This is a genomic window from Micromonospora sp. NPDC049139, from assembly GCF_055586845.1.
Genome location: NZ_JBVJHK010000019.1, coordinates 23,424 through 36,787, shown reverse-complemented (window position 1 = coordinate 36,787; position 13,364 = coordinate 23,424). Strand labels below are relative to the sequence as shown.

The following is a 13,364-nucleotide window of genomic DNA, read 5'->3' as shown; positions in this document are numbered from 1 at the left end:
CGACCGGGGACTGGCCGTCTCCGCGACCGAGCCCGATGGCGACGACGGCCTCGACTACGTGGCCGCACGCCTGATCAGCGGCAAGCTCACCGGCCGACCCGTCGAGGACACCGTGGACCTCGGGCGGATCGAGAAGGCGGTCCGCGAGATCCTCATCGCCGTCGGGGAGGACCCGGACCGCGACGGGCTCCAGCAGACCCCGGCCCGGGTGGCCCGCGCGTACGCCGAGCTCTTCGCCGGCCTGCGGGTCGACCCGGCCCAGGTACTCAGCACCACCTTCGAGGCCAACCACCAGGAGCTGGTGCTGGTCCGGGACATCGACGTGATGAGCCTGTGCGAGCACCACCTGCTGCCGTTCCGGGGCAGCGCCCACATCGGCTACATCCCGGGGCCGGACGGCCGGATCACCGGCCTGTCCAAGCTGGCCCGACTGGTCGAGGTCTTCGCCCGGCGGCCGCAGGTCCAGGAGCGGCTCACCTCGCAGATCGCCGACCTGCTGATGGAGCGGCTCGCGCCGCGCGGCGTGGTGGTGGTGCTCGAGTGCGAGCACATGTGCATGGCGATGCGTGGCATCCAGAAGTCGGGTGCCCAGACCATCACCTCGGCCGTGCGGGGCACGCTCCAGCACGACGCCAAGTCGCGGGCCGAGGCGATGGCGCTGATCATCCCCCGCTGACCGCGACCGACCCGACCGGCCGGTCGACCGCACTCCGGGTCGGCCGGCCGCTCGCGTGTCCGGACGCCGCGCGGCGGCTCCGCTCGGCCGGCCAACAACTTGCCTATCCGGGCCCGCGCGGCGGCTCCGCTCAGCCGGCCAGCATCGCGAGCAGCAGGCCCGCGCTGACCAGCACCGCCGGGACCAGGCACACCAGCGCGCCGAGCCGGGCCGTCCGGTCCACCCGGTCACCCTCCCCGGCCGGGAAGAGCCGCCCGACGCCGAGCCAGCCCGCCGCGAACGCCACCGCCGGCATCGGCAGCCCGCAGAGCAGCGCCGCCACGCTCGCCGCCCCGGGACCGGTCGCCACGAACAGCGCCACCTGGATCAGCGGCACCAGCAGCGCCAGCGGCGCGTACAGCAGCAGGTTGCGCGGGCGCGCCGGCCAGGCGGCCAGGCGGGGCAGGCCGCGCGCGGCCAGCGTGGCGTCCGCGGCGTCCGCGCGGCCCCGGGCGGCGCGGAGCGCGGACAGCACCGCGGCCGGCCCGCCCGCCATCGACCGGGCCGCCTCGGTCAGCTCAGGCGGCGTCGGGACCAGCGAGATCGGTGGTACGCCCCGCTCGCGCAGCCGGGTCTCCTGCGCCGCGAGCCGGGTGCGGACGGCGGTCAGCTCCTCGCGGGCAGCCTGCACCGACCGGGCCTGCTCACCGGCAGCGGTGGCCGCGTCCCGGCGTACCCCGTCGAGCTGCCGGGCGGCGGCGAGGTAGTCGGTCCACGCGGCGGACACCGGGTCGCCGCCCGCGACGGCCCCCGGCGGCGCCGCCGCCTCGGGCCCACCCGGCGGCGGCCCGGCGGCGGACCGCTGGCGTCCCGGCCCGGCGTGCGCCGGCCTGCTCCGCGCCCCGCTGCGGGTCATGTCGGCTCTCCCTGCTCCGCGAAGGGAACCAGCACCGTGCCCTGCTCGCCCGGCCCGTCCCAGAGCACCGCCCGGCCAGGGCGGGGCCGCCACTCCACCGGCCGGCCGAAGACCGACGCGAGCTGGGCGCCGGGCAGGTCCACCACCGCCACCGCCGCGAGCTTGTCGACCTCGCCGTCGGGCTCAAGCAGCGCCGCGAAGGACGGCGCCGTGCGCCAGTGGCCGAGCAGGTGCCGCCCGGCGGGCGGGCCCTCCCGCAACAGCGCGCGCAGCCGCTCCGGGGGCAACTGCTCCGGCGACAACACATCCAGGCCGAAGACCACCAGGTACGCCGGCTCGGCGGCGTCCACGGCGGCGAGCAGGCCGGCGGCGTCCACCGTCTCGACCGGGTGCCGCCCGGCCAGCTCGGCCGCCAGCGCGTCGGCCAGCGGGCGGCAGTCGTCGCCCGGCGCGGCGAGCACGAAGCGGGCCGTCCCCGGCGCGTGGTGGGCGGCGGTGCTGCGCGCCGCCGTGGCCAGCAGCCGGGCCGCCTCCGGGCCGGGGCCGAGGACAGCCAGGTTGCGCCCCGGGGCCGGCCCCAGCGGCACCGCGACCGTGCTCCGGGGCACGTCCACGGCCCGGCCCAGCAGGGCGGCGGGGCCGGACGCCCGCCCGGCCAGCGCGGCCCGGTGCCGCGGATCGTTACGCAGCAGCGGGCGGGCGTAACCGGCGAAGACCACCGGTGGGGCGGACCCCTCCGGTCGCGCCGACCAGAGCCGCTGCCGCAGCTCCCCGACCGTGTCGGGATGGTCCTGCGGGTCCGGGAAGCGGACCATCCGCTCGTGCCCCCGGATGGCGCCCCGGGGCCCGCCGAGCCCGCCCGCGGTGTTCACCACCGCGCTGCCCACCGGCAGCCCCGCCGCCGAGTCGTTGGTCGGCTCCAGCACCGCGCCCCCGCCGGGCAGCGCCACCCGCACCGGGAACTGCCCCAACACCGAGTCGCGGTCCGTACGCGAGCCCAACCCCAGGTCGCCCTCGCCGGCCAGCACCAGGTGCACCCCGTACGCGCGCCCCGTGCGGGCCAACGTGTCCAGCCGGGCGGCGGCGTCCACGGCCAGCCGGTCCCGCTCGGCGAAGAGCAGCGGAAGATTGTCCAGCACGCAGACGATCCGGGGCATCGCGCGGTGCTGCCGCAGCTCGGCGAAGCGCTGCCCGCCCGCCCGGCTGCCGGCCTCCTCGCGGCGGCGCACCTCCGCTGTCAGCTCGTCGAGCAGGCTCAGCACGTACTCCCGGTCGGCCGCCATCGCCGCGGCCCGGACCTGCGGGATCCACGACCGGTCCCGCTCGGTCTGGAGGAACTCCACGAAGGACTCGGCGTCGGCGAGGTCCACCAGGTAGAGGGCCAGCTCCTCGGGACCGTACCGGGCGGCCAGACCGAGCAGCGCCGTGGTGAGGAAGGTGGACCGGCCCGCGCCGGAGCGGCCGCTGACCAGCCAGTGCGGGGTCAGCTCGGTGAACCCGAGCGACACCGCCCGCCCGCCCGCGTCGCCGACGGTCGTCGCGAGCCCGTCGGCCGCGGTCGCCGCCCACAACTCCCCGTCGGGCGGCGGCAGCAGGTCCGTCAGGGCCAGCCGGGAACCCGCCTCCACCTGCGCGGCCAACCGGCGACACACCGCGTCGACGAGGTCGCCGGGCGGATCCGCCTCGACGAAGACCGGCGAGTTCAACCCGCCCGGAGGCTCCGCGCCGGGGCCCGCGAACGACCCGCCCGGCGGATCCCCCAGCAGCGCGTACGCGTTGCGGATCGCCAGCGTGGTCGCCTGCGGCAGCGGGGCACGATCGGCGTACGGGCCCGCCGGGGGCCAGCCGGCCACCACGAGGTGCAGCCCGGCGGACCGGCCCTGCTCGGCCAGCGCTTCCACCCGGGCCAGGTCGGTGGGGCCCGTCAGGTCGGGCAGTGCCGCGATCACCAGCAGCAGTGTCCGGTCGTGCCGGCGACGCCCGCTCGCCCCCGGGGCCACCCACTGTTCGGCCTCGGTGAGCACGGCCCGCAGGCCCGCGACGTCCACCGCCGGGGGCGGCAGCAGGCCCGCGTCGGCGAGCGCCGCGAACGGCTCCAGCGTCGCACCCGTCGCGTCCACCGCGCGGACCAGCAGCGCCCCGGCCGGGGTCGCCGCCAGCAGCCGCAGCAGTACGGCCCGGAGCAGCCCCGCCACCCGGGGATCCCGGGCGTCGGCGTCCACGGCGAGATGCCCCGTGCCGAGCAGCGGCACCAGTGCTGGGAAGCGCGCGTCGTCCAGCGGCGCCGCCGTGCCGACCCGGACGAAGGCGGGCGGCCCCTCGCCAGCGGGTGCGGTCGGGACGACCGCCTCCAGGGGAGCGCCCGCCCAGCCGGGGGCCAGCACCGCCGCCGCGGACCGGAGGCGGTCGGCCAGCTCGTACTGGCGGTGCTGGTCGGCGGGAACGGGACGGGTGTCGTCGAGGATGCCGGCGGCGGCGGTCGCGGTGGCCGCGGCCTGCCGGTGCAGTGCGGCGGCGCGGTTCGTCCGTGCCTTCGGACCGGTCACCGCGTCCACCCCCTCTGTCCGAGGTTGGCAACCCCTCCCCGCGCAGAGACGGTAACCCAGCCGGAGCGGCTCGTCCGGGATGCGCGGCGGCGCTGCGCCGGTGTTGTCGTGGATCTCACCAATGGGGAGTGGTCCGTCACGATCCGCTGCATCTGGGGCATTGGGTCTCCGGCGCCCAGCCGCTAGCCTCAGAGGGTGGAATCAGTGCAGCCCCCCGCCGGTTCCCAGGTCTCCCGCGTACCGGCGCAACGGCCCCCCTCCGACTACCTGGCGCCGCCGTCGCCGGCCCCGGCGCCGCAGCGGCCGAGGCGACGGGCGCGCACTGTGCTCACGGTCGTCGCGAGCATCCTCGCGGCGCTCTGCCTCGGCGGCGTGGCCGCCGGATACGTCCTCTACAACCGCGCGGCCGCCCCCGACCGTGGATCTCCAGACGTCGCGGTGGTCGCCTACCTGCAGGCTGCGCTCGTTTCGCGGGACCAGAATCGCGCGCTGCTCTTCACCTGCGATGGTCATCTCAGGGCAATTGAGGACCTACGCGCTCAAGTCGAACGACGCGAACAGGAGTTGGGCTCCAGCTTCTCCATTAACATTGAGAACGTCGTTGTCTCGATGAACGGCTCGTCGGCAGCCACCGTCACGGCGGTCATCCGCCGTACCGCCTCGGTGGATGGGGTACAGCAGAGCCTCACCGATCGTTGGCGCTTCGAAGTCCAGGATAGGGAGGGCTGGCGAGTCTGTTCCGGAGCGCTGACGAGCTGAGTCATTACTCGATCCACAGCAGGTGGACCGGGACCTCCAGTGTGGTCGGTGACTGGCCCCGCCAGGCCCAGCGGTACCACTCCACTTCAGGCGTGACCCGCACGCAGATGTCCCCGTCGGCGCCCGAGTAGGTTTCGGTGACCGCCCGCAGGTCCCGGTGCTCGACAGACTCCACGACGTGTACGACCCGGCGGCCGGTGACGGCGTCCGCCTCGAAGACCGGGGTCGGCCCACGGTGAGCCGGGGCGTCCAGGGAGACGAGACGGACGCCCGCCTCGCGGTCCACCGACGTGTCCGGCCGCCGGCTCCCCACCGTCTCCACCCAGACCCGCTCCACCGGAACCAGCGGCGCGAACACCTCCACCTGGTCGGACTCCGCCCGGTACCACTCGTGCTCGGGGATCACGGGGACGTAGGTACGGCTGCCCTGCACCACCCGCTCGTCGGCCCGCAGGTCACCGCGCCAGCCGAGCCCGGGCAGGCCGACCAGGACCCGCCGCCCGCGCAGCTCGACCCGCCCGGTGGCCGGCACGATCTCGATCGGCCGGGGCGGTCGGGGGGCCCAGTCGGGCTGTCCGGCGAACGGGTCGGGGAGCGGCTCGTTCATGACGGCTGGCGCCTCACGCCGCGCCCTTGAGCGGCGCACCCCGCGACCGCATGAACGGCGCCGGGTCGATCGCGCCACGGCTGCTGCGATCCTCATCCTTGTGCACCTCGAAGTGCAGGTGCGGGCCGGAGGAGTTGCCGCTGCTGCCCACCTCGCCGATGACCTCGCCGGCTTTGACGGTCTGGCCGACGGAGACCCGGGGCTTGCTCAGCATGTGGCAGTAGCGGGTGATGAACCCGCCAGCGTGCAGGACGTCGACGAACCAGCCGCAGCCGCCCTTGTCCGGCCAACCGTCGGCGTCGCAGCTGAGCCGTCCGCGATTGTCCGGGTCGCAACGGGAGACCAGGACGCGGCCGGTGGCGGCGACCCGGATCAGGGTGCCCTTCGGGGCGGCGATGTCGACCCCGTTGTGCCCGGGCCGCCTCGCCGTGCGGAAGCCCGACCCGACGCCGCCCGGGATGGGCGCCGTCCAACCCGAGGCGGCGATCTCCCCACCGGCGGCGCGGTCACACGCCTGCTTCCCGCCGACGAGCACGGTCCGGGCCGCCCCACCGGCCAGGGCGTTGACGATCTGCGAGGCGACTTCCTCGTGCTTGGCGTAGGCGTCCGGGAAGGCGCTGATCTGCACCGCCTGGGCGGCCCGCGTCAGCGGCATCCGCTCCCAGCTGGGTACCTTGACTAGCTTCTCGTAGAACTTCCGGGCGGCGTACTCGGGCGTCATCCGCTGGGCGACGCTGCCCCAGCTGGCCCGCTGCTGGAAGAGGCCGACAGAGTCGTGGTCTGCTCCGATGCCTTCGTGGGGTAGGTTTCCGGACTCGGCGACGGTTCGGTTTGCAAGATTCAGAAGTCGTGACTCCTGCATCGCAGTCGCCACGGCGATCACCCAGCCGCGTGGCGGCACCTTCATCTCCTGCCCCACCTTGATGATCCGGGCAGCGTTGCGCAGCTGACGCTCGCCGTACTGCGACATCCGAGGCAGGTCGCCAGTTACCTTGACCTGGAAATTCTCGGTGCAGTCCTGGTTCGCCAGCGTCATACCGCTATCGGCGTCTCCACCTAGCTCTGTGAGGAAGAAGGCGCCGGCGCCGCCGGTGCAGCAGAGGAGGGCGAACGTCGCGGTCAGCGCGGCGGCCAGGGCGCCGAGCCGGAGCTGTCGAGGGCGCGGTCGGGTCTCGTCGCTCATGCCTGCTCCCAGTCCACCGCGTCCACCAGCCACCGCCCGTCGGGCGCCACCAGTTCGAGGCGGAGCCGGCCCGTGTCGAGCGGAACCACCACCTCGACGAAGTTCTCGGTCCGGGACCGGAGCGTGACGTCACCGTTGACATGGCCGGCCGGCACCCTGGACGGGTCGGCGCCCGCCAGTTTCTCGGTCAGCGCCGGAGTCGACAGGGGGCGCAGCCCCTCCTGCCACTGGTCCGCCGTGACGCCCGGCTTGCCCAGCCACGCCGCGACGAAGCGCTCGGCGATCTCCTCCGGCGTCGGCTCACCCGCGCGCGTGACCGGAGAGGGGGGAGCGCCCGTCGAGAACGCCCCGTCGTCACCGGCGGTCGGGGCGACCGTGGTGATGGGTCGGCTCGGACGGTTGCTGAGCCCGCCCGTCGGGTCGCCGGGACCGGAGACCAGCCGGGCCGCCCCGATGACCCCGAACACGACCACGGCGAGAGCGAGCGCGATGCCGAACCGGGACCGCAACACCCGGGTGACGAGGAATTCGACGGCCCGACGCACCGCACTCACCGTGCCTCGGAGCGGATCCGCGGCGCGGGCCGTGCCGGCTCACGCTCGGCCGAGCCCGGACGGTAGATGACGAATGACGGGTTCTCGTCGGGCACGTCGGGCTCGGTCCAGGCGGCTGGCTGGCGCCGACGAGGCCGGGGCGCGACCGGGCGGGGAGCCTCCCGTTCCGCGGTCTCTGGTGCCTCGGCGGCCGACTCGCGGCCGTCCGGCCGCTGCCGCTCCTGGTCGCCACTCGTGCGGGCGTGCGACGGGTCCTCCCGGCGGGCCTCCGGCCGCAGGGTGCTCTTCTCCGCCACGACGGCGCGACGCCGGCCCATCGCCGGCTCGGCCGTACCACCGGGCTCCGCCACGTCGAGCCGGGCGGCCGTGCGCATGTCCCGGAAGAAGCGCCGGTGCCAGGAGCCGGCCGAACTGACCGCCTCGCTGCTGTCCTTGCCGCCGAGCTGCGTGATCCGGCGGTAGGGACGCAGGAGTAGCCAGCCAACCACACCACAGAGCCAGACCAGCACCACCTGGAGCCAGCCCGGCAGCGTCGGCGTGCTCATGATCAGGTCCACCGCGAAGAGGTAGATGGCGGCGCCGGTGCCGAAGATGGCGATGTTGAAGACGGCGGCGACCACCGCGTTTCCCAGCCGGCGCAGCCCGGCGCTGGCCGGTCGCAGCAGGCCCACCGTGCCGAGGATCGGCGCGGCGATCACCGCCCAGCGGAAGATCAGGAAGCCCAGCAACACCAGCAACGAGGCGGTCAGGTCGAACATCGCGAAGAGCACGGCGGCGAGCACCGCGATGAACCCGGCCCCGACGCGGTCCATGTCCCGGACCCCTTGGAGGTACTCGTACGCCTCCGGGTCCTCCTCCTTGATCTGCTCCGCCACCTTCATCCACTGCTGCTGCTTCGCCTCGATCGTCGCTTGGCGAGTCGCCGGGTTTGCGCGGATCGACTGGATCTCGCCCCACGTCAACGACCGTGCGTCGTACAGCGCCGGACCGTATTTCTTGGCGGTCTCGCTGTCGGCTGATCCCAGAACGCCCCGCAGCCAGTTCCGGTACAGCATGGATTCGGTGGCGGTGTCGCTGGCCCGGACGGCGGGCGGGCGCTTGTCCTCGCAGCGTTTCGGATCGGGATCTATGCACCGGCCCGGCGCAGGTTCCTTCGCCTGTGGCCCGACAGCATCGTGCACCACACCCAGCGTGGTGACGAGGGTGCCGTCGGCGATGTTCGCCGACTTGACGGGCCAGGCGGCCAGGGCGGTCACCGCCACCATCACCAGCAGCGCCCAGCCCGCCGTGGTCATCGCGTTGCTCATGTCGGACTGGCGGGAGCGCCAGAGCAGGTAGAGACCGACCACGCAGAGCGTGACGATGCCGAAGACGCTGAACACCTTCTGGTAGACGGCCTTGGTCGCCTGGTCCACCAGCGGGTCCGCCCAGCCCCACATCGAGCGCGGGTCCCAAGCACGCTCGCGCAGCGCGTTCGAGGCACCGACCACCGCAGTAGCGACCATGAACTCGCCGTTGGCGACAGTCGTGGTGAACTTGTAGTCCGGGTGGAGCACCGTTGACGCGCAGCCGATGTCGTATGTGGTGTAGCTGTATCCGGCATATCCGTAGAGGCTGTATCGGCCGGTGACGCCGCCCGATGCGGACTCCGGTGGTGAACTGGCGAACCAGCCAGCCAGACCCGCGTCAGGCGCCCCTGGCGTCGGTGGTTCAAGGCACTCCGCCCGTGCTGCTGACACATCCTTGAGCTTGGCGACGCAGGCGCGGAAGTCGGCCTGCCACTCCGGAGTGGTGCAGAGGTCTGCCGAAGCCTGGGCGGTCAGCGGTGCCGGGGCGGCCGCGGCGGCGCCGAGGGCCGGCCAGCCGATCGTTGCCCCGGCTAGTACGCCGAGTGCGAGAAGGAACGCCGCCAGCCGTGCCCGGGCCCCGGCCATGTCACGCCTCCAGATCCGGCAGGACGGCCGGCAGTACCCCGGCGGCCGCGGCGATCGCGGCGGGAGTGGTGTCGAGGTGGTCCAGCAGCCCGTCGACGTACGAGACGTCGACCCGGACCTTCTGCACCCGACCGTCGACGTCCCGCATGACGAACTCGCGGAAGCCGAGCCGGGTGGCGGAGGTCGCGTCGGCGGTGGAGAGCGAGGCGAGGGTGGCCTCGTAGCCGTCGTCGACCGGCACCCGCAGCAGGCGCAGCGCTTCCGAGGCGATCTCCGCGTCCTCGGCGATCCGGCCGACGAAGACGGTCGAGACCAGGTTCTGCACGTCGAGGCCGAGGATGTCGCGCGGGTTCTGCGAGGCCACCAGCGCGGCGAGGTTCCACTTGCGGGAGTCGCGGGCGAGCCGGACCAGGAAGGAGCGGCCGGAGCGCCACCCCTCCATGAAGTGCGCCTCGTCTAGGCCGACGAGCTTGCGGGACGACATCGACCCGCCGTAGCAGCGGCGTACGGCCAGCCGGTGCGCGGTGTGCAGCATCGGCAGGGCGAGCGCCTCCTCGGCCGACCAGTACTCCCGCTCGATCTTCAGGTCGGGCAGCCGCAGCCCGGCCATGGTGATCACGGTGAGCGCCGCGTCCGCGCCGAGCAGCCCCTCCGGCGGCCGGCCGAAGAAGAGCATGGCCAGCGGCATCTCGGCGGTGTCCAGCAGCAGGTTGGCCAGTTCCCTGCCGGCGTCGTCGTCGAGTTGGCTGAGGCAGGCGACCACGTCGTCCAGGGTGGAGGTCTCCTCCGCCGGCACCTGGCGAACGGCGTGCCGGAACAGGGTGGCGGTGGACGCCTCGCGGGCCACCTGCGGCGGCACCAGCATCATGCAGATGTCCTGGACGAGCATCCGCCGCTCGGCGCGGGCGTTGGAGACGGCGATCTCGAACTCCCGGTCGCCCGCCGCCCCGCTGCCGAACTCGGTGCGCAGCGGGGTCGGGATCAGCGAGTACGGCGCCAGGGTGCCGTGCTCGGAGCCGGTCAGGTTCAGCACCCGCGAGTACGGCCGCAGCTCGGGCATGGCGCACAGCCGGGCCAGCGGGCCGGACGGGTCGAGCAGCGTCACCTGGACGCCGCGCCGGGCCGCGAGGTAGCCGAGGGCGCCGAGCAGGGTGGACTTGCCGCCGCCCGGTTCGGCGACGAAGACGGCGAGGCCGGAGCGTTCGCGCACCTCCATCGGGAAGTGCAGGTCGAGGAAGACGGGCCGGCGGCAGGTGCCCGCCGTTCGCCCGATCAGGTCGCCGCGCCGGTCGCCGACCGTGGAGGCGGCCTGCGGGAGGGCGGCGGCGAGCAGGTTGACCGGCATCCGCCGGACGTAGCCGGTGTTGGCGATCGGCTCGCCGGGGATGAACTCGCGGGCCAGCCAGTCCTGGTTCTTCGGGTGTTGCAGCGAGATGCGCAGCTCCCGGGAGTAGAGCTGGATCAGCCGCCGGGCTCGCTCCAGGCACTCCTCGCGGGTCCGCCCGCCGACGGCGATCCGGTGCCAGCCGTGCGCCCGGGCGGAGTCGACCGGCAGGCCGGTCGTCATCTCGTCGCCGATCACCAGGGCCCGCTTGGCCAGCCGCTCCAGCTCGGGCGGGGCGTCGATGCCGTGTTCGGCGTAGTCGAGCTGCTGGGAGCGGATCATCCGGAGCCGGTGCTCGAGGTTACGGAAGGAGTCGCCGGAGCCGAGGATGTCGACCCGGGTGGAGAGCTCCATCGGCCAGGGCAGCCGCTCGTGGAAGTGCAGCCACGGCTCGTGCCGCTCGGGGATCTCCAGCGGTTCCATCCGGCCCACCGCCAGCACGGCGACGTGCCGCTCCTCGCCGGTCATGCGGTTGACCAGCTTGACGGTGGAACCGTACGGGGTGCGGTAGCGCTCCACCTGCTCTGTGAGGGCGAGCAGGTCGCCGCGTTCCCACCGGCCGTCGGTGATCGGGGAGAGCCGGCCGGGGGGCGCCATGCAGAGCGCCACGGAGCGGTAGAGCAGCCATTCCAACTCCTGCGCGGTGACTCGTCGTCCGCGCATGCCGAACGCGCCCAGCACCTCGTCGAACTGCTCGACGGTGCGCCCGAGCTTGCGGCGCTCGCCCTCGGCCACGCCGCGACCGAAGGTGCGCAGCAGGCGTTCGGTGAGCGAGTCGCCGAGGGAGCGGCGGGCGAAGGTGACGCCGAGGTAGGTCTGCCCCTCGGCGTGGTTGACCGAGAGCAGGTGCCGCTGCGCGGCCACCAGGTGGTCGGCCCAGCCGGCGGTGCCCGGGACGTCGGGCAGCGGGGACCGGGTGTGCGTGTCGATGGTGCGGGCCCACTCGTCGGCCGGAAAGGGCCGGGTGGTGCGCCGCAGGTGCAGCCGGAAGCCGGCCAGGCCGGCGTACTGCTCGGAGATCGCCGAGAGCAGCGCCTCCCGCTCCGCGTCCGGCCGGAACGCCCAGCGCACCTCCGGCAGCCAGTACCAGGCGGTGACGGTGTTCGGGGTGAAGGTGAGGTGGCCGGCGATCTCGGTGATGGCCAGCTCGACCGCCGGGTCCCGGTCGCCGAACTTGATCTTCGGCGGCTTGACGCGGACCGGCTTGGTGGGCTGGTCGCGCCGGCCGGCGGAGCGCTGGCGCGGCGGCGTCACGTCCCGCCCCGTGCGCTCCGGCAGCCGCTCCCCGGCCCGCCGCGACGGCCGCTCCGGGGGCGCCGGGTCGAGTGGCGCCGGTGGGGGCGGCGGGGCCACGCCGGCCGCCGCCTCGTCCGCCGGTGGGCGGAGCGTCGGCAGCCGGTCCCCGGGCTGGTGCGGCACCCGGACCGCCCGGGCCGGCGGCTCGTGGGCGACCGCGGGGGGCTCGTACGCGACCGCCGGGGGCTCGTACGCGACGGCGGATGGCTCGTACGCGACGACCGGCTGCTCGTACGCGACGGCCGGGGGTTCGTCGTCGGCGTCCGCCGGCGGCGGTTCCACCGCGGGTGCCCGGTCGGCTGTCCCGGTGGAACGGGCGGGCGGCCGGGCGGCGCGCGGCGGGGCCGGGGCGGCGGCCGGGGCCGGCTCGACGGCGGCCGGCTGCTGCGGGATGGCCGCGTGCTCCCGCCCGCCGACCCGAGGCGGCGTGGCGGGCCGCGTGCCGGGGCGCGCCCCTCCGAACAGGTCGAGGAAGGGCGAGTCGATGTCGGCGCTGTCGGCCGGTGGCCCCGGGTCGACCGGCGGCGTCCGGCGCTGCACCGGGCGGGGCGCCTGGAAGACGCCGACGCCGCCGTGCCCGGGGGTGGTCACGAGGGCCGGGTCGAGGGCGACCTCGTCCCGCTCGGGCTCGTCCGGGTAGTCGAACGACCGCGCACGGTTACCGTGCGGGGCGACCGGACGCCCGGCCGGGGAACCCGGCGTGGAAGAGCGACTCATGCGACCGCCTCACCCGCGTCGTGCGACTGCCTGATCGGCGTACGCCCGGTCATGCCAGTTCCTCCCGGATCCTGATCCGGCTGCCGACCAGGCGGGGGTCCCGCTGCTCGGCGGCCGGCTCCCGGGTCCGCCGCCAGTCGGTCAGCGCGGTGCGGATCACCATGCGCGCCGGCCGGTCCGGGTCGACGTACCGGAAGATGAACGAGGTGGTCACGATGGCCAGCGCGATCTCCCAGGCCGGGAAGAGCTCGACCTGCAGCGTGAACAACCAGTGGATGAACATGTAGAGGGGGACGAGCAGCATGAACAGCCCGTACTGGGCGTAGGGCAGGTGGACCGGAAGGGTGTAGCCGGGCGGCCCGAGGTAGACCAGGCGAGCCCGGTAGATGTCGTCGTCGGTGCGCAGCCGCATGTCGTGCCCGCGCCTATTCGAAGATCAGGTCGATCAGGTAGTCGCCGATGAAGAAGAGTGTGGCGGCTCCGGCGATGAAGGCGAGCCCGACGATCGCGATGGCCGAGCTGGTCAGCACCTTGGAGATCTCGCCCCGGCTGGCCCGCCCGATGAAGATGACGCCCAGCACGGCCAGCAGGATCGGAGCGATCTTGCTGGCGAAGAACGTGACGACACCCTCGGTGTCGATGCCCTTGGGCGCGGGCTCGGCGAGTGGAGTCGACGCCAGGGCGGAGAGCGTGTGGGCGGCGGCGGACGTCGCCGTCTCCATCAGCTCGATGGCGATCACTGGAACCTCCCCAAGTCGCGGCCGGCGGCGCCGCGGTGGTGCAGTAGGCATGCCTGGCGGGAACGGTGCTCAC

Annotated in this window: 10 protein-coding genes and 1 pseudogene; 2 read left to right on the top strand and 9 right to left on the bottom strand. The window is 74.2% G+C overall.

Annotation, left to right across the window (positions count from 1 at the left end; translation table 11 throughout):
• Positions 1 to 10 precede the first annotated feature (10 nt).
• Positions 11 to 676 (top strand): GTP cyclohydrolase I FolE, encoded by a 666-nt coding sequence (gene folE, locus ACZ6Q9_RS26750; protein ID WP_393268581.1) that lies wholly within the window; start codon positions 11 to 13, stop codon positions 674 to 676.
• A gap of 130 nt (positions 677 to 806) precedes the next feature.
• Here the strand turns inward: folE and ACZ6Q9_RS26745 are convergent, their stop codons facing one another.
• Positions 807 to 1,571 carry a hypothetical protein gene (locus tag ACZ6Q9_RS26745; RefSeq protein WP_396830114.1) on the bottom strand — a complete coding sequence of 255 codons (765 nt, stop codon included), beginning with the start codon at positions 1,569 to 1,571 and terminating at the stop codon, positions 807 to 809.
• Positions 1,568 to 4,126 carry an FtsK/SpoIIIE domain-containing protein gene (locus ACZ6Q9_RS26740; protein ID WP_396830115.1) on the bottom strand — a complete coding sequence of 853 codons (2,559 nt, stop codon included), beginning with the start codon at positions 4,124 to 4,126 and terminating at the stop codon, positions 1,568 to 1,570. The genes ACZ6Q9_RS26745 and ACZ6Q9_RS26740 overlap by 4 nt, the downstream gene beginning before the upstream one ends.
• 195 nt (positions 4,127 to 4,321) lie before the next feature.
• Between ACZ6Q9_RS26740 and ACZ6Q9_RS26735 the strand changes: the two genes are divergently transcribed.
• Positions 4,322 to 4,876 (top strand): hypothetical protein, encoded by a 555-nt coding sequence (locus tag ACZ6Q9_RS26735; protein ID WP_393458099.1) that lies wholly within the window; start codon positions 4,322 to 4,324, stop codon positions 4,874 to 4,876.
• Between the two features lie 4 nt (positions 4,877 to 4,880).
• Here the strand turns inward: ACZ6Q9_RS26735 and ACZ6Q9_RS26730 are convergent, their stop codons facing one another.
• From ACZ6Q9_RS26730 to ACZ6Q9_RS26700, 7 genes and pseudogenes are all read right to left on the bottom strand, one after another.
• Positions 4,881 to 5,483: a hypothetical protein gene (locus ACZ6Q9_RS26730; protein ID WP_393458029.1), complete on the bottom strand. Its 603-nt coding sequence runs from the start codon at positions 5,481 to 5,483 to the stop codon at positions 4,881 to 4,883.
• A 13-nt stretch (positions 5,484 to 5,496) separates the two neighbouring features.
• Positions 5,497 to 6,666 carry a M23 family metallopeptidase gene (locus ACZ6Q9_RS26725; protein WP_393458032.1) on the bottom strand — a complete coding sequence of 390 codons (1,170 nt, stop codon included), beginning with the start codon at positions 6,664 to 6,666 and terminating at the stop codon, positions 5,497 to 5,499.
• Entirely contained in the window at positions 6,663 to 7,220 is a 558-nt protein-coding gene (locus ACZ6Q9_RS26720) for a hypothetical protein (protein WP_393458035.1), read from the bottom strand. The genes ACZ6Q9_RS26725 and ACZ6Q9_RS26720 overlap by 4 nt, the downstream gene beginning before the upstream one ends.
• On the bottom strand, positions 7,217 to 9,154 hold the full coding sequence (locus ACZ6Q9_RS26715) for an MFS transporter (RefSeq protein WP_393458038.1): 1,938 nt from the start codon (positions 9,152 to 9,154) through the stop codon (positions 7,217 to 7,219). The genes ACZ6Q9_RS26720 and ACZ6Q9_RS26715 overlap by 4 nt, the downstream gene beginning before the upstream one ends.
• A 1-nt stretch (position 9,155) precedes the next feature.
• A pseudogene (locus ACZ6Q9_RS26710) lies at positions 9,156 to 12,551 on the bottom strand (ATP-binding protein).
• A 49-nt stretch (positions 12,552 to 12,600) separates the two neighbouring features.
• Positions 12,601 to 12,963, bottom strand: coding sequence for a hypothetical protein (locus ACZ6Q9_RS26705; RefSeq protein WP_088976442.1), 363 nt, complete (start codon positions 12,961 to 12,963; stop codon positions 12,601 to 12,603).
• 13 nt (positions 12,964 to 12,976) lie between these two features.
• On the bottom strand, positions 12,977 to 13,291 hold the full coding sequence (locus tag ACZ6Q9_RS26700) for a hypothetical protein (protein WP_121401588.1): 315 nt from the start codon (positions 13,289 to 13,291) through the stop codon (positions 12,977 to 12,979).
• Positions 13,292 to 13,364 lie beyond the last annotated feature (73 nt).